The organism is Moraxella haemolytica (genome assembly GCF_030177935.1).
GTDB lineage: Bacteria > Pseudomonadota > Gammaproteobacteria > Pseudomonadales > Moraxellaceae > Moraxella > Moraxella haemolytica.
This window is the reverse complement of sequence record NZ_CP089974.1, coordinates 2,060,663-2,081,344: the sequence shown is the minus strand read 5'-3', so window position 1 is coordinate 2,081,344 and position 20,682 is coordinate 2,060,663. Positions and strand designations below refer to the sequence as shown.

The following is a 20,682-nucleotide window of genomic DNA, read 5'->3' as shown; positions in this document are numbered from 1 at the left end:
GTTAATCAGTCTTTGCCCTTATGCTCATTATCATGATAACTGCCGACATACTGGGCAAGACTTGGCTCATAAAAATATCCGTTAAGTACGATACAAGCAGCGATGTCGTCAATGGGGTCTTTTTCATCATCAATCCAGCCATGTTCCCATGCCAACGCTCGTGCTTCTTTGGAAGATAAGCGTTCATCATGCAAAAAAACTTTGGTAGGAGAATGGCGTTCACCCAAGCGATGTGCCAAGCGACGAGCGAACTTGTGTGCTCGCTTAGATAGCATGGAGTCAGTGCCATCGATGTTGAGTGGCAGACCAACCACGACCGTGCTGATTTTCCAAGTATCAATAATACCGAGCAAATTATCCCAATCAGGCTGACCATTATTCATGGCTAAGATATCAAAGGGTCTGGCATCACAGCTTAGCGTATTGCCCAGTGCCATGCCCATTTTTTTGATGCCAAAGTCTAGGGCGAGAATGAGAGCGGGTTGATTATTGGTGGTCATTAGGCATATCCTGCGGTCGTTACAAAATTGTCAGGGTTGATGCCAATTTTATCATAAGCTTGCATCAGTCGCTCATCAAACGGTACTCGAAATAAAATCTGTAAATCAGCAGGGCAGATAAACCAATCACCTGTGTTAATCTCCGCTTCTAACTGTCCTGTACCCCAACTACAAAAACCCATGCACATCAAATAATGTGCCAAGCTGTCTTCAGACAGTCTATCTAAGATGTCTTTACTGGTGGTCAAGCAAACATTCTCACCAATGGCAAAAGATGAATTAAAATTAGGCAAGCCGGTATGTAGCACAAAACCGGCTTCAGGTCGCATCGGACCGCCAGCGATGGCAGGCGTATTCATGGCAAGCTGAGAGCTTGGTAAATCCAGCTCGGTCAAAATCCCACCTACCGAAGTTGGCAGTGGCTGATTGATGACAAATCCCCATGCACCATCAGCAGTATGCCGACAGACATAAATGAGCGTCTGTTCAAATCGCTCATCATTCATGTATGGACTTGCCAATAAAAAATGATGAGCCAGATTTTTGGTGTGGGTAGTTGTATTCATGAGTTATCTATTGTGGTGTTTTGGTGCGTTTTGTGGGTTTGGTCTGATTAGGTAGCGTCTCGATGAATTCGGCGTTGGCACCGATTTGGTCTGCTAAGGCGATATCTGCTAGCAGACTCTTGACATGGGCACGAGTGGCTTCGGTGATGTTCACGCCACCTGACATGCGTGCCAACTCATCAACTTGATGCTCGTCTGTGATGATGGCGATGTCGCTTGTGGTATGCTCACCATGGTCTTTATGCACAAGAATATGACGATGAGCCGCCGCTGCTACTTGGGCTTGATGAGTGATGGCAAGTAGCTGCTGATATTTGCCAAGACTACGCAACAACTCACCTACCACCTGTGCTGTAGCACCGCTGATACCCACATCCACCTCGTCAAATACCAAAGTTGGTCGGCAGCCTTTGCCATCATTTGCCGCCATGACTTGCATGACAAGGGCGATGCGAGATAACTCACCTCCTGATGCAACCTTGTGCAGGGGTTGAAGTGGCATACCAACATTGGCACTAAACAATAAAGCAATGTCGTATCTGCCATGGGCATTATAGGCGCTTTCGTCTTTGGTATTAAAGGTGAATTCACAGCGAGCATTAGGCAAGGCAAGCGGCAATAGGCGTGCCTCTAGGCGTTCACAGATGTCTGGGGCGATCTTGATGCGTGCGTCATCAAGTGCAGTTGCTGCTTGTAGATACTGCTCATAAGCTTCATTAACCTTGGCATCTAGTGTGTCGTTATCGGGCAATAAGTTTAGTTTGTCTAGCTCTTTTTGCCAATTTTTAGCATCGCTGATGAGTTCTTTGGTTGGAGTGTGGTATTTACCAGATAGGCGATGGGCAAGCGACAGCAGTGTGTTGAGTTCGTGCAGGCGTTCTTCATCAGGTAATGACTGCTCAGCATAGTCAGATAACTTTGCTGATGCGTCCATGATGCTTTCTTGGGCAAGGGTAAGTAACTGACTACATTCGCCAAAGATTTTGCTTTTATCGGCACTTTGGTCGCAGATACGCATCGCTCGCCCAAGTAGGCTTGCTACGCTAGGCTCGTCATGACTATTATCTAAAAAATTGGCTGCTGTCATCGCTTGTGTCATGAGTGCTTCTAGGTTTGACAGCTCGTCATATTCGCTTTCTATCTCATCAAAGTTCACTGATAATAAAGGATTGATGTCTGATAGTTTGGCGGACAATAGAGCCATACGGTCAACTCGTTGAGCCAACTGACTTTTTGCTTCATCGGCTTGTTTTTTGATGCGTTGCCATGCATGATAAGTTTCTTTGGCGTTGTTTTTTAGGGGGGTTAACTCACCCACTTTATCTAGCCAATCGATGACGAACTGCGGTTTTAATAGTTCAAGCCCTGCGTGCTGTGAGTGGATATTGACCAAAATTTGCCCCAGTGATTTTAATTCACCGATGCTGGCAGGCACGCCATTTATCCATGATTTTGAGCGTCCTTGAGCACTGATTTTTCGGCGAATGAGCAGGGTATTATCTTCTAGTTCTCGTTCATGCTCGGCAAACCATGCCACAATCTCGTCATTGCCCGTGATGTCAAATTCCCCAAAAACCGTTGCTTCATCACAGCCATGTCTTACCATGGTGCTGTCAGCTCGTTCACCAGTACACAAAGATAATGCGTCTAAAATCAATGACTTGCCTGCACCAGTTTCACCTGTAATGACATTAAATCTCTCATCAAAGGCGATTTCTTTTTCATCAATTAGGGCAAAATTGTTAAGACTTAAAGATACCAGCATGGCGATATGGATTCCTAAAAAATCGGTGGCTTATGATAATCAATTTGGACAGTTTTGGCAATTTGCAAAATGTTATTTTGCGACCTTCTTATGGTGCTTGCAAGTTTTATTGATGATAAGAATAGTCTTTTTAAGGCTTTGCACAAGATGAGTACGACTTTTGATTTGATATGGGGGCAAAATACCATATCAAAAGTAGTGCGATAAAAATTTCTCGCTAGGTGTGGCAGATGTTTTGACAATCAAGTATAAATTTGCCACAATATAATCAGTCTTTACAAGTTTATCATCCATTTTACCATTCCTTTTATCTTCCATACTACTCATTACTATCTTACGATTATTACTGGTTTATTTATGTCAAAGTTACGCAAAAATTTCTCCCAAAAATCTTTTGAAAAAAAAGATGTCAAACCCCACAAACTCTCTAAATCCAATATCAAATCTACCACCAAAACAAATAAGCAAGGACGCATTCCGCATTTTTATGGCATACACGCTGTGAGAGCTTTATTAAAGCACCGTTCGCATGATGTGCTGACGCTTTTTGTGCAGTTGCGAGATGATGGTGGGGTGAGTCAGACGCATGATGAGCTGATAGAGTTTGCAAAAAATGCGGGTGTGAGCGTGCAGATGACGCACAAAGATAGGCTAGCTGAGCTGTGCGATAGCCACCAACATCAAGGGGTAGTCGCTGCTGCCAGATTACCGCAGCTGTACGATGAGCATCATCTAGCAAGCATGACAGATCAAGGCGATGTGTTGTTTTTGGTGCTTGACCAAATCACTGATGCCCACAATTTAGGGGCGTGCTTGCGTTCTGCCAGTGCGATGGGTGTGGATGCGGTCATTATTCCTAAGCATCAAAGCGTCTCTATCACCCCAACTGTTGCTAAGGTCTCGGTTGGGGCAGCAGAAGTAGTGCCTGTGATTGCGGTAACAAATTTGGCTCGCAGTCTTGAGCTTCTAAAAAAAGCAGGTGTATTCGTATTTGGTACGGCACTTGATGACGCCGCCAAACCTTTATACGACTGCGATTTTAGTGGCAAAGTTGCCATCATCATGGGATCGGAGGGTGATGGCATGAGACGGCTGACCCAAGAGCATTGCGATACTTTGGTGTATATCCCAATGGCGGATAATCCCGATCGTCCGCAGAGCTTAAATGTTAGCGTTGCTACAGGCATGGCACTATATGAAGTGGCAAGACAGCGGGCGGGCAGGGGCTGATTATTTATTCGCAGGTTGATGATTTTGATATCGTGTTTCATGTGAAACATCAAGAATCAATAAAAGGATAATAAAAAAGGTGAATCATTCACCCTTTTGTTTTTTGTTGGTATTATGCTTTTTTGGCGATTTTATCCAATGTCGTCTTATTAGTGAGCATGGCTTTTTTGTCGGCATCGGTTAGGCTTTCGCATTTGTTAGGGTCGTTGCCACAAAACTGGCAAAACTCATCACCCATCAATGTCGCCACGCCACCGCAAGATCCTTTTAGAGGTTGTTTTTTGATGATATAGCCTATGCCCATAAACAGGAAAAATAAAACAAATATGCCAAGTGTTATAAAAAACATGGGAATGAATTGGGAAAAAAGGTCGGTCATGGCGTTCTCCTGATGTGTAACCAATAAGTATTATAAAAAATTTTACCAAAAAAGTCAGTCTGTTTTTGTAATGATAGTAGATGGGCTAAAGATGGCAAAACATAAAGATAAAACACACCTATGGGTATGATTGCAAGATTTTATCTATCAATGAACACGCCTTTTTAATCAAGGATTATCGTCATCAGGCTAGATAAATGAACTTTTATGATTTTAAAAGTCGCTGTTTATTCTTGTTTTAGGGTTATAAAAAATTAGCCTTATTACATGATGCTAATAAGGCTAATGTTATGGATTTATTTAAGCCCCTGCTCAACTAAGTCGTCATAACCGCCGTGGTTGGTGACATTGGTGTAGCCAAGCTCGATCAAAATCGTGCGAGCAGCTTCTGCACGGCGACCACTGCGACAGTACAGATTAATCGGTGCGTCTTTGTTGGGCTCTAGACTGGCAATTTTTTGGGCGATTTCATTAGGCGTAACATTCACGGCATCTTGTAGATGACCTTGATTGTATTCTTCGGCTGAACGCACATCAATCCAAATGCCATCGGCTTTTTTGGGCGTCTGCACGACCATATCATCACTTTGATTGGCTATGGTGGTCGGTCTGGATTCTGCGGTTTTATCGCCACAAGCTGACAACGCAATCGCTGTTGCTATTATTGCCAAGTATTTAATTTTCATGATACTTCCTTTTAGAATTGCCCGAACAAGTCATTTAAGCTCTCTGACATGGTTGGATGGGTAAAAATGTGATTGGCGATGTCGTGAGCGGTTAAGCCTTGGCGAATCGCTAAATCCACAAAATTAATCATTTCATGTGATGCTTCGCACAATAATTGTACGCCCAAAATCTCATCATTATCGGCATTAACAACGGCTTTTAATAAGCCGTCCGTTTGGTTTAGGATTTTGGCTTTTGGTATGCTGTTGGCACTGAGCGTTGCTGTTTTGACATGATAGCCTTGCTCTTTGGCACTTTGTTCGGTCATGCCAACCACAGACAGTGGCGGGTTGGTAAATACTGAATAGGCAAAAGTTCGCCCAACGGTGGTATAACTGCCATCGCCGATAAGATGGCTTTTGACTATCCGAAAATCATCAAGCGACATGTAAGTAAACTGCGGTGAGCCTGCCACATCGCCCATCGCATAAATGTGTGGCTGAGTGGTTTGTAGATGTTCATTGACATGAATATGCCCACGCTCGGTTAATTCCACCCCCGCTTTTTGTAACTGTAAATCAGTATTTGGCACACGCCCTGCAGCAATCAGTACCGCATCAGCGATAATCTCTCCGTCTGTTGTGATGATTTTGGTTTGGTCATCTGCATTTTCAAGGCGTGTTATTTGTGTGTTAAGTCTAAACTCAATTCCCTGATTTTGCATGATTGTTTGCAGTGTTTGGGCAATTTCTGCATCTTCTCTTGGAGCGAATTTGTCACTGCTGTCTAGCACGATGACCTTTGAGCCAAATTTTGCAAACATACTGGCAAATTCTAGTCCAATATAACCACCGCCAATAATTGCCAGTGTATTTGGCAACTGGCTCATCTGCATAATACCTGTGCTGTCATAGATGTTGTGAGCAGTATCAATGCCATCAATGTTCGGAACACGATTGATTGCTCCTGTGTTGATATAGATGTGATCAGCACGGATGGTCAGAACCTCTGCATCGGTTGTAACTTGCACGGTGTTTTGGTCAATAAATTCGGCTTTGCCTGTAATGACTTTTGCTACTTTATCAACCATTTCAAAATTGGCTTGGTTTAGTTTTTTTATCAATTCATTTTTTTGTAGGACTGCTTGATGAAATTCGCTGCCATTTTCTGCCAAAAATTTTAGTTTTTTGCTGGGGATACAGCCGACATTAATGCATGTACCGCCATACATTGCTTGTGATTGCTCCACCAAAATGACATCTTGCCCTTGACTTGCCAAGGTTTTGGCAAGCGTCTTACCGGCTTTACCAAAGCCGATGATTAAATGTTTGGTTGTGGTCATCATTTTATCCTATGGTGTTATTGTACGGTTGTTTTGATTAGATTTTCTGCTGCCGCTAAGGTATTTTTAACATCATCAAAGCTGATGTCGCTACCGTTAATCAAGGCTTTGGTGTCATTAAAACTCACCAAAACATCGCCATTTACCTCAGTGATTAAGACCTTTAAAGGTAGTTGTAGGGCAAAATTTGGATCTTTTATCATCAGTGGTGTGCCGGCTTTTGGTGTGCCAAAGACAATAACAGTGGCAGGCTGCATGGATAAATTGACATCGGCGGCCGCTTTTTGATGGTCGATGGTAGCAAAAATTGTCATGCCTTTTGATGTGATGGCTTGGCTAAGTTTGGCAGTGGTGGTGTCAAAATTGTAGGCACTCTTGATGGTGATGGTTTTGGCTGTCATGGCTGATGTATCGTTTTTGGATGTTGGGCTGATTTGATTGATGATTGGTTTGTTGTTTGGTGTAAAATGGCTACACGCAGTCATCATGACAGTAGCACAGACGGCAGCGATAAGTTTCATAAAATCTCCTTTGGGGCTAAAAATAATAAATGACTGATTATAACAGAAAAATGTTGCCCCATTCAATCAGTCTATGGTTGGTCTAATATTGCACTTGTTGCAAATCTGTAAGCAGAATGCAAGACAGAATGATTTTGGTGATTTGGTTTGGACTGTCATGATATCAAAATCGTTTTTGTTTTGTTAATCAAGTTTAATACGCCTTAATTGCCTTAAAACAAAATCACCCAATTTGGGTGGTCAATGTGGTGAGTGCAAATGCTAAGTTTATAATGTGCCACTAAACTCATAACGCCCACCTACATGACTCATTTTGACTAAGGTTACTACACATCCTTTTGATAGCGTTGTGCGTTCTAAAACCAAAATAGCATCTTTTGGCTTAATATCAAGTGCTGCTGCGACATGCTTATCGGCGTTGCTTGCAAAAATCCGATAATGTCCACGCTCCAACGGTACGGTATCAATGAGATATTGGCTTGTATTGATATTCTCAAAATCTTGGTGAATAAAGTCAGGCACAAGCTTTGCTGATACCCAACGCTCTTCTAGCTGTAGTGGTACATTATCAGCATAATGTACAATTGCTACAAAGTACACATCCGTTGGTATGTCAAACACCGTCTTTAACTTACCCAAGTCTTGATGGTTGATAATTTTTTTGTCCAGTACTGTTGCATGATAAGCCTGACCATTTGCGATAATGTCATAAGCAATATTCCTAACTTCCACAAAGGTGTGATGAAACTGCTTTTGGGCAACGAATGTCCCTGAACCTTGACGGCGTTCTAAAACATACTCATCAGCCAATTCTTTTAGGGCACGATTGACTGTCATGCGAGATACGCCAAAGCTATCACATAAAGCGTGTTCGGTTGGAATAGCTTGCCCTGCCTGCCAAACTCCTGCATGAATATTTGCTAAGATGGTATTTTTGATGGTTTGGTAGGCGGGTGTTTTCATGGCAAGACTAAAAAAATGATTGTGCAAATAATATTATAACAGTTAATTTAAAATTTTTTTTAAAAACCATTGTCAGATACCAAAATTTTTGCTACATTAAGCCTTAAATTTGTATAGACAAATTTATCTGCATCAATTTAACTTTTTTAAGGAAAAATCATGAGTCAATCTGTCCGTACCGACACAAGCCGTGTCATTAAAGCTCCCACAGGCACTCGCTTAACCTGTAAAAGTTGGCTAACCGAAGCCCCATACCGTATGATTCAAAATAACTTACACCCTGATGTGGCAGAGAACCCCCAAAGTCTTGTGGTGTATGGCGGTATTGGGCGGGCGGCTCGTAACTGGGAATGCTATGACCAGATTTTAGCGAGCCTAAAAGAGCTTGAAGATAATCAGACGCTACTCATTCAATCAGGCAAGCCTGTGGGTGTGTTTAATACTCATGAAAATGCCCCACGAGTATTGATTGCCAACTCAAATCTGGTGCCACGCTGGGCGACTTGGGAGCACTTTAATGAACTTGATAAAAAAGATTTGTGTATGTACGGGCAAATGACCGCTGGTAGCTGGATTTATATTGGTACGCAGGGCATTGTGCAAGGGACATATGAGACTTTTGCCGAAGCAGGTCGTCAACATTATCCAAGCGATGATGGCAAAAACTGGCAAGGTCGTTGGATTTTGACCGCAGGACTTGGCGGTATGGGTGGTGCTCAGCCTCTGGCGGCAACTTTTGCTGGGGCTGTGTCTTTAAATATTGAATGTCAGCAGTCAAGCATTGATTTTCGCTTGCGGACAGGTTATGTAGATAAACAAGCCCGTGATTTGGACGATGCTTATCGCTTGATTAAAGAACACACTAAAAATGGTGATGCGATATCGATTGCTCTGCTTGGCAATGCTGCCGAGATTTTACCAGAAATGGTCAAGCGTGCCAAAAATGGCGAGATAAAACCAGATTTGGTTACTGACCAAACCTCTGCTCACGATTTAATTAATGGTTATCTGCCAATTGGTTGGACGGTTGAAGAGTGGAAAAATGTCGCCTCCGACCACGCACGCCACGCCGAGCTAAAAGCTGCTGCTGCTAAATCCTGTGCTGTTCATGTGCAAGCAATGTTGGATTTTCAATCCATGGACATACCTGTAACTGATTATGGCAACAACATTCGTCAAGTGGCTTTTGATGAAGGGGTAAAAAATGCCTTTGATTTTCCAGGCTTTGTTCCTGCCTACATTCGTCCGTTGTTTTGCCAAGGAAAAGGGCCGTTTCGTTGGGTTGCTCTATCTGGCGACCCAGAAGACATCTACAAAACCGATCAAAAAATCAAAGAATTATTCCCTAATAACACGCATGTGCATCATTGGCTTGATATGGCAAAAGAACGCATTCATTTTCAAGGCTTACCTGCACGCATTTGCTGGTTGGGATTGGGTGAGCGTGATAAAGCAGGGCTTGCCTTTAATGAGATGGTCAAAAATGGCGAGCTAAAAGGCCCGATTGTCATTGGGCGAGATCATCTAGATACAGGCTCTGTGGCAAGTCCTAACCGTGAAACCGAAAGCATGAAAGATGGTACGGATGCTGTGTCTGATTGGGCATTGTTAAATGGCATGCTCAATGTGGCAGGCGGTGCAACTTGGGTTAGCTTACATCACGGCGGTGGCGTAGGTATGGGTTACAGTCAGCATTCTGGCATGGTCATTGTGGCAGATGGCACAGATGAAGCTGCCAAACGCCTTGCTAATGTTTTGGTGAATGACTGCGGTAGTGGTGTCATGCGTCATGCCGATGCAGGTTATGAGCTTGCCATTAAAACCGCTAAAGACTATGGGCTTAACTTGCCAATGGTTAAGTAAATTGACATAAAATGACATGCTAAGATTGTTTTTTACCATCTTAGCATTGTTAAATTAAAAGCCATTCAAAAACCATTTATTGTGTTATTTCATCAAAAACTTAAGGAACAAGTCATGAATGAATCACCTAAAAAATTGAAGTCTAAATCACTTGCCATTACTCAAATGGCCGTGTTTAGTGCTATCGGTATTGTTATGTTTTTTGTGCCGTTTGATTGGCGTGGTAAAGAAACGATTGCTTTTGACCATTTGGCCAGTTTTTTGGTCAGTGATTTAAAGCCTTTGGCGGTGGGTTTGCTTTTTTTGATGATGATTTATGGCGTTATTAGGCCTTTTGTCAGAATAAATGGGATGAATGATTGGCATAAAAATACCACCAATAAAATTTTAAGTCTATTTAAAATCATTGGACTGATTTTAGCAGTGATGTATATCACCAACACAGCCCCTGATGCTATCATGACCAAAGATATGTTGCCATTTTTATTTGATAAATTGGCATTAAATGTTGGCATGATTGTGCCGATTGGGGCGTTAATTTTGGCTTTTTTATTGGGTTTTGGTCTGCTTGAATTGGTTGGTGTGCTGATGCAACCTGTTATGCGTCCACTATTTAAAACACCTGGTGAGTCCGCCATTGATGCGGTGGCAAGTTTTGTGGGTAGCTATTCAGTAGCACTGCTTATCACTAACCGTGTGTATCTATCAGGGCAATATTCTGCCAAAGAAGCCATCATTATCGCCACAGGCTTTTCAACCGTTTCTACCGCTTTTATGGTCATTATCGCAAAAACCCTAGACCTAATGGCGTATTGGTCGCTGTATTTTTGGAGCTGTCTTATTATTACCTTTGTAATTACCGCCATTACGGTACACTTGCCACCCATTCGTGGTATGGATAACACAAGCCAAGCTAAAACAGCCAATCTTAACGGTCGGTCACGATTAAGTCTTGCTATTGATAAAGGGGTTGATGTTGCAAAACATAGCGACCCTGTGGCTAAGGTTTTATGGGATAATTTTAAAGATGGCATCAATATGGCAGCGGCGATTGTACCGTCCATTATTGCTATTGGGCTACTTGGTTTGCTGCTTGAAAAATATACACCAATTTTTGATGTGCTTGGTTTGCTGCTTGCACCATTTACATTTCTCGGTGGTATGAGTGAGCCATTGGTTGCTGCCAAAGGTATATCTACGGGGCTTGCGGAGATGTTTTTGCCAGCACTTGTATTAAAAGATAGTGATATTTTGACGCGTTTTGTTACTGCTATTGTATCGGTGAGTAGCATTATCTTTTTTTCGGCGATGATTCCTTGTGTCTTGGCAACCAAACTACCTGTAACTGTTGGTAAAATGGTTGTAATTTGGCTAATTCGCACAGCTTTGGGCATTGTGCTTGCCTGTTTGGTTGGGCATTTGGCAATGACTATGGGCTGGTTGGCTTAATTTTTTTAGACAACATTCATTCATACTAAATTTTATAAACTTTTTGACTCTAAACGGAAGTATACTATGAAACCCACTTTAACGCTTACCCCTCGCCAATTAACCTTTAAACAGCTTCGTCAAATTTATGATGAGCCTGTAACCATTAGTCTTGATGGTAGTGCTTATGATGCCATTAACAAATCACACCAAGCGGTGCAAGATATTATTGCCAAAGATGAGCCTGCTTATGGTATTAACACAGGGTTTGGGCTACTTGCCAAGACTCGCATCAATGATGATGAACTTGAATTGCTCCAAAAAAATCTTATCTTAAGTCATTCGGTTGGCACAGGTGAGCTGTTGTCTGACAAGGTGGTTCGCTTAATTATGGTGATGAAGTTATCTAGCCTTGCCCAAGGATACTCTGGCGTTCGGGCTTGTGTGGTTGATGGTATTATCGACTTGATAAATCATGACATCATTCCTGCCATTCCTGCTAAAGGATCAGTTGGGGCATCTGGCGACTTGGCACCGCTATCGCACATGACCTTGGCTTTATTGGGTGTGGGTGATGTACTGGTCAATGGTCAAAGAATAGACGCCAAAACCGCCCTAAAAAATGCCAAGCTTAGCCCCATCACTCTTGCCGCCAAAGAAGGTTTAGCACTCATTAACGGCACACAAGCATCCACCGCTCTTGCTATTCAAGGTTATTTTTTGGCACAGGATTTATTGCAATCTGCTACCGTTATTGGAGCATTATCGGTTGAGGCTGCTCGTGGCAATATTTCGCCATTTGATGCACGCATTCATGCGGTGCGTGGTCATCATGGGCAAATGGCACTTGGGGCAACTTATAAGGTACTGCTTGATAATAGCGGTTTTCGCCACGAAATTCATGGCAAAGAACCTTTGCGTGTGCAAGACCCGTATTGCCTACGCTGTCAGCCACAAGTTATGGGGGCGTGTTTGGATTTGATTAACCAAGCGGGTAAGACACTGCTCATTGAAGCCAATGCAGTAACTGATAACCCATTGATTTTTAATGATAATAATGACCCTATAGCAGTCTCTGGCGGCAACTTTCATGCAGAGCCTGTTGCTTTTGCTGCTGACACGCTTGCTCTTGCCATTAGTGAGATTGGTTCGATGAGTGAACGCCGTGTTGCCCTGCTTATTGATGCAAGTCTTTCAGGTTTACCTGCATTTTTGGTTCGCAATGCGGGCGTGAATTCAGGCTTTATGATTGCCCATGTTACCGCTGCTGCTTTAGCCAGCGAAAACAAATCGCTTGCTCACCCAGCTAGTGTAGATAGCATTCCAACATCTGCTAATCAAGAAGATCATGTATCTATGGCAACCTTTGCTGCACGCCGCCTGTTTGATATGGCACAGAATACCGCTTGTGTTGTAGGTATTGAATTTTTGGCGGCGGCTCAAGGCGTGGACATAGTGCGTGATGATTTTGGCTATCAGACATCTAATCTACTTGATTATATTCACAAAGCTCTTCGTGAAACGGTCGCTTATTATGATCAAGACCGCTATTTTGCCCCTGATATTGAAAACGCCAAAAACTTGGTGCTATCAGGCAAGCTGTCACAAGAATGGGCAGATCTGCGTGATGAGTGGTATTTAAGTGCCTGATTTTTAAGCAAAACTCAAAATACTTTTTGGGTTTTGTTTTTTTAACTCATTACAAACCAATTTGATTAAATAATCCAATGATAAAAACTACCTCCTATAATCCAAAACTTTATACAGGTAGGGCTGAACCTTTCGAGCTTGATGCCGCCCAATACTGGTATCAGCATGTTCATGCCTTTAATGAACACCCTAATGTCCAGAGCATTGGACTTCTTGGGTTTGCATCCGACCAAGGGGTTAATCGCAATCAAGGTCGTATTGGGGCAAAATACGCCCCTGATGTTATCAAATCCGCCTTTGGCAAATTACCCATGACAGGTGTTCAGGGCTTTATTGATGGTGATAAGTTGTCCATGCTTGTGGGTGATTGTGGCAATGTCATTTGCGATGATAATGATGCTATTGCTCATGATAGTTTGGAAGTCGCCCAAAAAAAATATGCGGACAATATTCAGCACATACTGGATGCAAACTCTGTTGCCATTGGGCTTGGTGGTGGACATGAGATTGCTTGGGGTTCATTTTTGGGGCTGTGGCAACATTTGCAAAACCAAAAATTAAGCTCTAATATTGGTATTATTAATTTTGACGCACATTTTGATTTACGATCTGATAAATACGCCACATCTGGCACACCATTTTTACAGATTAGTGAATTTTTACACGCCCAAAACACCGATTTTAATTATATGGCGATTGGTATTAGCCGATTTGGTAATACCAAGGCACTATTTGATAAAGCTCAAACATTGGGCGTGCAAGTTATCAGTGATGATGAATGCTATGAGATTGATTTTAAAGATATTATCAAAAAAATCGATGATTTTTTGATTGATAAAGACATTGTTTATTTAACACTTGATATGGACTGCCTAGCGGGAGCGATTATGCCGTGTGTCAGTGCGGTGGCAGCGTTTGGGCTTGATTTGCCATTTTTGGAACGGTGTGTTAAGCATATTATTAACAGTGGTAAAGTCAAGGTCATTGATATTGCCGAAACCTGCCCGAAATACGATATTGATGGTCGTGGTATAAAGGTGGTGGCAAGACTGCTTGGTATGATGATTGAACAAATTTTAGTAAATAAGATAAAGTGAGAGTAAGGAAAAAATCATGACAACACATTTTGATATGCTACTTTTTGCCAATCTAGCTACATTCAATGAAGAATTCGGCTTTACACACAATACCCATTATGGAGCAATTCACCAAGGGGCGATGGGTATTGTCGGTGGTGAAATTGCGTGGATTGGCACAAAACAAGATACCAAAACGCTTCAATTAACTGCGGATAACAGTCTGGATTTTGGCGATAAATGGATAACACCTGCCTTAATTGATTGCCATACACATTTGGTGTACGGTGGCAATCGCAGTAATGAATTTGAAATGCGACTAAATGGGGTTAGTTATCAAGATATTGCCAGCTCAGGTGGTGGCATTATGGCAACGGTCAATGCCACAAGAGACCTAGGTTTTGATGATCTGTACAAACTTTCTGCAAAACGCCTAAAAACGCTTATCAATCAAGGAGTTGGTACTGTTGAAATCAAATCGGGTTATGGACTTGATTTAGATTCTGAACGCAAAATGTTGACTGTTGCCAAAAAATTAGGCGATGATTTTGGCATCACAATTAAAAAAACTTACCTTGCTCTACATGCCATACCACCAGAATTCAAAGATAACCGAGAAAAATATGTTAAAAATGCCTGTGAGTGGCTAAAAATCTTGCATGATGAAGGGCTGGTTGATGCTGTTGATGCCTTTTGTGAATCCATTGCGTTTAATCGTGATGAGGTGGCACAGGTCTTTGATGTGGCAAGGTCGTTAGGCTTACCTGTCAAACTGCACGCTGAGCAGATGAGCGATATGGGTGGTGGAGCATTAGTGGCGGATTTTCATGGATTATCTGCTGATCATATTGAGTATCTAAGTGATGAAAGTATCGCCAAAATGGCGGAGCATGGTGTGGTTGGTGTGCTTTTACCGACTGCTTTTTATATTTTAAAAGAAACTAAGCTGCCACCGATTGATAAAATGCGACAAATGGGTGTTAATATGGCAGTTTCTACCGATTCAAACCCTGGTACATCGCCAAGCACATCTTTACTGCTTGCCATGAATATGGCGTGTACGCTATTTGGGTTGACCTGTGAAGAGGCGTTAGCGGGGACGACACTTTACGCAGCAAAAGCATTGGGACTACAAGAGAGTAAAGGCAAATTAGACATTGGTTTTGATGCTGATTTAGCGATTTGGGATATTGATAGACTTGCTGATTTGTGTTATTTGATTGGGGCAAGTCCTGTGCATGGGCTTTTGGTAGGTGGCAAGGTGGTTTAAACCACTCTTGTTCTATCAAAGACTGTACTGAGTGTTGAATCTTCAATCTAAACAGCTCTTTTAATAGAAATAAGTTTGATGTCTGAACTTATGAGGCAACGGTAGCGATATACCCAATGTTGTAGTGAGATAGACGGTGCTGAGTACCAGCAATAAAATACATTTATTGACAAATAATGCCATGAATGATAAATTAAGTTAAGATGGATTATAACATCTAATCAATACTAAAAAATCGATTAAGTTTCCAAGAAAATTGGGCCGGTAAATTGACGCTTGTCAAAAGTATCATGAATCAATTGCATATTGGTCAAATTTTTAAATCTGTTTATATGATTCAGTCACAAGAGGTATTATGCAACCGGCTCACTCTACATCAGTATACGACAAAAAAACTAACGCAAAAATCATCCTTTGGACAACCTTAGTTGGTGGTTTCATCAGTTCTTTGGTTAAATGGGGTTCTGAGGTTAATACTCCGCCACGAGTCAAAGGTGAAATATCACCACCAGGAGCACACATTGATGCGTGGCTTGGTTGGACAGGCTTTAACCAGCATTCGTTGGATTATGTTTATCAAGGCAATACCGTATTAGGAGCAGTAAGTTTATATCACTGGTTATTTAGTTTTGCCTTTGCCTTTGTTTATGTAATGCTTGCTACACGCTGGAATAAGGTGACCCGTCTATGGTATGGGGCATTTTATGGGATTATGATCAGCATTATTTTTCATGGTTTTGTAATTCCTGCCTTTGGCTTTAGAAATCCTGTTTATGCTGATGGCAAAACAGGATGGTTGTGGAATTTAAACTTTGCTGAAAACTTTAGTGAGCTTTTGGGTCATATTTATTGGGCGTTTTCTATTGAGGTATGTATGATTGCAGTGCTTGCACATTTTGGTAGACCTATCTACGGCAAATGGATAAAATAATCTCAATCCGGCTACTATGAACCGCCTTGTCTGAACCAACCCCCAAATCTTAAACACAGGATTAAAGGCTAGGTTGATAAAACTAAGTGGTTTCGCTAAGGACTAAGTTTTTGTACTTTACAGGACTTAGTCCTTTTAGCTTGCTCTTTATTCTATCATGATTGTAGTGGTGTATGTACTCATCAATGGTGATTTTAAGTTCATCAAGACTTGTAAACTTAGTTTGTTCATAAAAGACTTCCTGTTTTAGTGTGCCAAAAAAAAACTTTCTATCCCTGCGTTATCAAGACAGTTGCCTTTTCTTGACATACTTTGGATGATACCATTGTTCTTTAAGGTTTGTTGATAATCAAACATCTGATAATGCCAACCTCTATCAGAATGGATAATAAGTTTATCATCTTTACCAAGCCTACAAAGTGCGTTACTTATCATCTCTTGTACCAACTCATAAGTGGGTCGTTCTTTGATGGTGTAGCTGATGATCTCCCCATTAAACAAGTCTATAACGGGGGATAGGTAGAGTTTGTGGTAAGTTTTGTTGTTACTTTTACCACTGCTATTGGCATTATCATCACCTCTGCTTGATGCAACTTCAACCTTCAACTCTGTGATGTCGGTTGCCTACTTTTGATTAGGCTTTGTGGCTTGAAAGTCTCTTTGTAGCACATTGTCTTTTATCTTGCCTTGTTGTTCACCTTGATAAGATGAATAAGGTTTGTGTCTTTTTTGTCTGATTTTAGCTTTTAAACCCATGACTTGCATTAAGCGTTGTACCTTTTTGTGGTTGATGACAATACCTTGACTGGCAAGTTGGTTGTTCAGTTCTGCACAAATCCTACGATAGCCATATCTGCCTTTATGGGTATCGTAGATGTGCTTGATGTACTCTTTTAAGGATAAATCTTTGTCAGGCTTTTTGTTTTGATGAATGTGGTAATAAAACACACTTCTTGGCAAGTTAGCAATACCAAGTAAGGTGTTTAGGGCATGCTTATGCCTTAATTCTTGCACGATGGTTATTTGTTCTTTGTTTGTTGTTTCTGACGAATTAAGGCATCTAGCTTTTTTAGGTAGTCGTTTTCTGCTCTAAGGTAAGCCAGTTCAGCTAATAAGTCATCAACGCTTTTTTCATTGTCTGGTTTGGTTTGCCAATGGGATTTTGGTTTGCTTACTTGGTTTTTGTTGGTGCTGTGGCTTGAATTAGACATTATTTTTCTGCCTTTGGGTTTTGGGGTAATCCCCATTATACCAAAGGACTGATAAGACTAAAACCAATTGAGTAAAAGTGCGTGATTGCTAATGTTAAGCTCTATTGCCAATTGATGAGAGGGTTTACCAGCCATCATTTCTAAAACAGCGTTGTGTTTAAAATCTGTATCATAGACAGCTTTGGTATTGCGTCTTTTAATACCATCAATGCCATATGCTTGGTAGAGTTTGACCCATTGTTTAACAATGCTGTCTGTGGGTAGGTTAAACTGTTTATCAGTTTGTTTGTAGCTGTGTCTGCCCTGATAATATGCTATTGCAGACAACTTAAAGTTGGTTGTGTATTTTGCCATAGAAAAGCACCCCAAAGGTTAGAGTGTCTAACTTTTGGGGTGCGGTTCAAAATTCATATCGCCACACGAAAAAACACCGCCCAATCAAATTGAGCGGTGTTTCGTTTTTGCCTAACGACTAAAGATTATTTATCATCTTTAACTTCGGTAAACTCAGCATCTACCACGCCGTCATCAGCAGGTTTGGCTTGTTGCTGTGCTTGACCTGCGTCCGCACCTGCACCGCCTTGCTCTTGGCTATAAATCTTCGTGCCGATTGGCAAGAATGCGTTATCAAGGGCTTCTAGCTTGGCTTTGATTGCGTCCACATCATCTTCTTTGGTTGCAATTTCTAGCTCGCTGATTGCTGTTTCTACCGCTTGTTTTTCTTCATCGGTGGCTTTATCGCCATTTTCTTTTAGGGCTTTTTGCACCGCACTGATGCGACCATCTGCTTCATTGCGTGCATCTGCAAGCTCGGCAAATTTCTTGTCTGCTTCAGCATTGGCTTCAGCATCACGCACCATTTGTTCAATCTCTTCATCCGTCAAACCGCTGTCGGCTTTGATTTGGATAGATTGTGATTTGCCAGTGCCTTTGTCTTTGGCTGAGATATTCATAATACCATCGGCGTTGATGTCAAAGGTAACTTCAATCTGTGGTACGCCACGGGGTGCAGGCGGAATATCGGTTAGGTCAAAGTTGCCCAACAGTTTGTTTTGGTTGGCAATTTTACGCTCGCCTTGATACACCTGAATGCTTACCGCTGGTTGGTTGTCGGCAGCGGTTGAGAACACTTGTGATTTTTTGGTAGGAATCATTGTGTTTTTCTCAATGACGGCTGTCATCACACCGCCCATGGTCTCAATACCCAATGTTAGTGGTGTAACATCAAGTAGCAAGACATCTTTTTTGTCGCCAGAGAGTACCGCACCTTGAATGGCAGCACCGATAGCCACCGCTTCGTCAGGGTTAATGTCTTTACGAGGCTCTTTGCCAAAAAATTCTTGTACTTTTTGTTGAACCAATGGCATACGGCTTTGACCACCAACCAAGATGACATCATCAATGTCGCTCGCTGATAGACCTGCGTCTTCTAGGGCAATCTTGCAAGGAGCGATGGTGCGAGCCACAAGCTCTTCGGTTAGGGCTTCTAGTTTGGCACGGCTGATGGTGACTACCAAGTGCTTGGGACCTGTGGCATCGGCGGTGATATAAGGTAAGTTCACTTCGGTAGAAGTTGAGCTTGACAGTTCAATTTTGGCTTTTTCGGCAGCTTCTTTTAGGCGTTGCATGGCTAGCGGATCGCCTTTTAGATTGACATTTTGTTCTTTTTTGAACTCTTCTACAAGGTAGTCAATCAAGGCAATGTCAAAGTCCTCACCACCTAAGAAGGTGTCGCCATTAGTCGCTAAAACCTCAAACTGTTGCTCGCCATCTACATCGGCAATCTCAATGATAGACACATCAAATGTACCACCACCTAAGTCATAGACAGCAATCGTGCGGTCTCCGCCTTTTTTGTCAAGACCGAAAGCAAGGGCGGCAGCGGTCGGCTCGTTGATGATTCGCTTAACATCAAGTCCTGCAATTCGTCCTGCATCTTTGGTGGCTTGACGCTGAGCGTCGTTAAAATAAGCAGGCACAGTCACCACCGCTTCGGTTACACTCTCGCCAAGATAGTCTTCGGCAGTCTTTTTCATTTTTTTCAAGACTTCGGCAGAGATTTGTGGTGGAGCTTGTTTTTTACCATTGACCTCTACCCACGCATCGCCGTTGTCGGCTTTAACGATTTTGTAAGGTACAAGACTGATGTCTTTTTGTACTGCTTGTTCGTCATAACGACGACCGATTAGGCGTTTTACGGCAAATAGAGTGTTTTGTGGGTTGGTAACTGCTTGGCGTTTGGCAGATTGACCAACCAGTGTTTCACCGTCTTTAAATGCAACGATAGATGGTGTGGTTCTAGCACCTTCTGCATTTTCAATGACTTTTACATTACCATTTTCTAGAACGGCCACACAAGAGTTGGTAGTACCTAAGTCAATACCGATGACTTTACTCATGATTCTTCTCCGATTTGTTAGTTGATTTTGGCAGTGAATGAGTTTTGCCAAATTTGTCTTATATATTTGTGTCAAATTTTTATTTTCAAGAGAAAAATTGACAAATTTTTCAAAAATTTTTCAAAAATTTTGTTTTAAGCCATTGAAATTTAAAACAAAATCCATAAAAGAAACACCATTTATGGTTGGCTGTAGCAATCAGTACTCAATATAAGATAAGCTCAGCCTGATGCAATGGCGAGTATCTACAGCGGAATTATGCTCCCACCAGTACCATTGCAGGTCTTAATGTGCGTTCATTTAAGGTGTAGCCTTTTTGTAGCACTTGCCCAATGGTGTCTTTGTCTGCATCAGGGAAGATGCCTACCGCTTCGTGTAAGTTGGGGTTGAAAGTCTCACCAACTTCACCTACCGCTACCACGCCATTTTTCTCAAGGACGCTAAGCAAAGATTTATGAGTGAGTTTTAGACCTTCTAGTACGCTCTCATCGGCACCTGATTTTTCGCTTGCTTCAAGTCCACGCTCTAGGTTATCTACGACATCAAGTAGCTCTTTGGCGAATTTTTGTAGGGCAAATTTTTTGGCCTTATCGGTTTCTTGCTCCATACGGCGTTGGGCATTGTAGGATTCGGCATTGGCACGAGCGGCGGCTTCTTTAGCTTCTTTGACTTCGTTTTCTAGTGTCTCAATGGTTGCGGTCAGTTTGGCAAGCTCGTCTGTCTCGTTTGATTCTGGCTTTTCTTGGTTGTCATTTAAGATTGGGTCTTGGGTTTGTTCTTGTTCGTTCATGGCGTCCTCCGATTGGGTTAAATTTTTCTTATTGATAAAGGTTGTGGTGTAAAATTTCAAGCCGTATTGGTTAAATTATTCTAAAATGACGCAGGGTTTTTTGTTTGTAGTTGTTGCTTAAAAGATGATTTT

20 protein-coding genes and 2 pseudogenes are annotated in these 20,682 nt (G+C 42.0%); 7 read left to right on the top strand and 15 right to left on the bottom strand.

Annotated elements, in window-relative coordinates:
* Positions 1 to 5: 5 nt before the first annotated feature.
* The 3 genes from ruvX to recN are packed head-to-tail and all read right to left on the bottom strand — an operon-like array spanning position 6 to position 2,831.
* Complete coding sequence (gene ruvX / locus LU276_RS09800; RefSeq protein WP_284673647.1) at positions 6 to 500, bottom strand: Holliday junction resolvase RuvX; 495 nt, start codon at positions 498 to 500, stop codon at positions 6 to 8.
* On the bottom strand, positions 500 to 1,066 hold the full coding sequence (locus LU276_RS09795) for a YqgE/AlgH family protein (RefSeq protein WP_284673646.1): 567 nt from the start codon (positions 1,064 to 1,066) through the stop codon (positions 500 to 502). The genes ruvX and LU276_RS09795 overlap by 1 nt, the downstream gene beginning before the upstream one ends.
* Positions 1,067 to 1,073: 7 nt before the next feature.
* The gene (recN, locus tag LU276_RS09790; protein WP_284673645.1) at positions 1,074 to 2,831 is read right to left on the bottom strand and encodes a DNA repair protein RecN; all 1,758 of its coding nucleotides are present in this window, start codon (positions 2,829 to 2,831) and stop codon (positions 1,074 to 1,076) included.
* 357 nt (positions 2,832 to 3,188) lie between these two features.
* On the opposite strand from recN, the gene rlmB reads away from it, so the two are divergent.
* Positions 3,189 to 4,061: a 23S rRNA (guanosine(2251)-2'-O)-methyltransferase RlmB gene (rlmB, locus tag LU276_RS09785; protein ID WP_284673644.1), complete on the top strand. Its 873-nt coding sequence runs from the start codon at positions 3,189 to 3,191 to the stop codon at positions 4,059 to 4,061.
* 112 nt (positions 4,062 to 4,173) lie between these two features.
* Here the strand turns inward: rlmB and nqrM are convergent, their stop codons facing one another.
* The 5 genes from nqrM to LU276_RS09760 form a co-directional block, all read right to left on the bottom strand.
* The gene (nqrM, locus tag LU276_RS09780; RefSeq protein ID WP_284673643.1) at positions 4,174 to 4,440 is read right to left on the bottom strand and encodes a (Na+)-NQR maturation NqrM; all 267 of its coding nucleotides are present in this window, start codon (positions 4,438 to 4,440) and stop codon (positions 4,174 to 4,176) included.
* 296 nt (positions 4,441 to 4,736) lie between these two features.
* Entirely contained in the window at positions 4,737 to 5,126 is a 390-nt protein-coding gene (locus LU276_RS09775; protein WP_284673642.1) for a rhodanese-like domain-containing protein, read from the bottom strand.
* Between the two features lie 11 nt (positions 5,127 to 5,137).
* Positions 5,138 to 6,451 (bottom strand): FAD-dependent oxidoreductase, encoded by a 1,314-nt coding sequence (locus LU276_RS09770; protein ID WP_284673641.1) that lies wholly within the window; start codon positions 6,449 to 6,451, stop codon positions 5,138 to 5,140.
* 14 nt (positions 6,452 to 6,465) lie between these two features.
* Complete coding sequence (locus LU276_RS09765) at positions 6,466 to 6,969, bottom strand: DUF302 domain-containing protein (RefSeq protein WP_284673640.1); 504 nt, start codon at positions 6,967 to 6,969, stop codon at positions 6,466 to 6,468.
* A gap of 267 nt (positions 6,970 to 7,236) precedes the next feature.
* The gene (locus LU276_RS09760; RefSeq protein WP_284673639.1) at positions 7,237 to 7,932 is read right to left on the bottom strand and encodes a UTRA domain-containing protein; all 696 of its coding nucleotides are present in this window, start codon (positions 7,930 to 7,932) and stop codon (positions 7,237 to 7,239) included.
* Positions 7,933 to 8,091: 159 nt separating this feature from the next.
* Here LU276_RS09760 and hutU point away from each other — a divergent pair, with 159 nt between their 5' ends.
* The 6 genes from hutU (at position 8,092) to LU276_RS09730 (ending at position 16,150) form a co-directional block, all read left to right on the top strand.
* Positions 8,092 to 9,795, top strand: a complete 1,704-nt coding sequence (hutU, locus tag LU276_RS09755; protein ID WP_284673638.1) for a urocanate hydratase — start codon at positions 8,092 to 8,094, stop codon at positions 9,793 to 9,795.
* A gap of 114 nt (positions 9,796 to 9,909) precedes the next feature.
* A complete protein-coding gene (locus LU276_RS09750; RefSeq protein WP_284673637.1) occupies positions 9,910 to 11,244 on the top strand; it encodes a YjiH family protein in 1,335 nt (444 codons plus the stop codon).
* A 66-nt stretch (positions 11,245 to 11,310) separates the two neighbouring features.
* Entirely contained in the window at positions 11,311 to 12,873 is a 1,563-nt protein-coding gene (gene hutH / locus LU276_RS09745) for a histidine ammonia-lyase (protein ID WP_284673636.1), read from the top strand.
* A 77-nt stretch (positions 12,874 to 12,950) separates the two neighbouring features.
* Positions 12,951 to 13,970, top strand: coding sequence for a formimidoylglutamase (gene hutG, locus LU276_RS09740; RefSeq protein ID WP_284673635.1), 1,020 nt, complete (start codon positions 12,951 to 12,953; stop codon positions 13,968 to 13,970).
* 16 nt (positions 13,971 to 13,986) lie between these two features.
* On the top strand, positions 13,987 to 15,219 hold the full coding sequence (hutI, locus tag LU276_RS09735; RefSeq protein ID WP_284673634.1) for an imidazolonepropionase: 1,233 nt from the start codon (positions 13,987 to 13,989) through the stop codon (positions 15,217 to 15,219).
* Between the two features lie 355 nt (positions 15,220 to 15,574).
* Positions 15,575 to 16,150, top strand: a complete 576-nt coding sequence (locus tag LU276_RS09730; protein ID WP_284673633.1) for a YagU family protein — start codon at positions 15,575 to 15,577, stop codon at positions 16,148 to 16,150.
* Between the two features lie 82 nt (positions 16,151 to 16,232).
* Here the strand turns inward: LU276_RS09730 and LU276_RS10080 are convergent.
* From LU276_RS10080 to grpE, 7 genes and pseudogenes are all read right to left on the bottom strand, one after another.
* Positions 16,233 to 16,352, bottom strand: a pseudogene (locus tag LU276_RS10080) (IS3 family transposase); the annotation flags it as partial.
* A pseudogene (locus LU276_RS09725) lies at positions 16,353 to 16,678 on the bottom strand (DDE-type integrase/transposase/recombinase); the annotation flags it as partial.
* Positions 16,679 to 16,774: 96 nt separating this feature from the next.
* Complete coding sequence (locus LU276_RS09720; protein ID WP_284673631.1) at positions 16,775 to 17,164, bottom strand: IS3 family transposase; 390 nt, start codon at positions 17,162 to 17,164, stop codon at positions 16,775 to 16,777.
* Between the two features lie 5 nt (positions 17,165 to 17,169).
* On the bottom strand, positions 17,170 to 17,361 hold the full coding sequence (locus LU276_RS09715; protein ID WP_284673630.1) for a hypothetical protein: 192 nt from the start codon (positions 17,359 to 17,361) through the stop codon (positions 17,170 to 17,172).
* Positions 17,362 to 17,418: 57 nt separating this feature from the next.
* Entirely contained in the window at positions 17,419 to 17,715 is a 297-nt protein-coding gene (locus LU276_RS09710) for a helix-turn-helix domain-containing protein (RefSeq protein ID WP_284673629.1), read from the bottom strand.
* A gap of 125 nt (positions 17,716 to 17,840) precedes the next feature.
* Positions 17,841 to 19,760, bottom strand: a complete 1,920-nt coding sequence (gene dnaK / locus LU276_RS09705) for a molecular chaperone DnaK (protein WP_284673628.1) — start codon at positions 19,758 to 19,760, stop codon at positions 17,841 to 17,843.
* Between the two features lie 256 nt (positions 19,761 to 20,016).
* Positions 20,017 to 20,610: a nucleotide exchange factor GrpE gene (gene grpE / locus LU276_RS09700; protein ID WP_418001266.1), complete on the bottom strand. Its 594-nt coding sequence runs from the start codon at positions 20,608 to 20,610 to the stop codon at positions 20,017 to 20,019.
* Between the last annotated feature and the right edge of the window lie 72 nt (positions 20,611 to 20,682).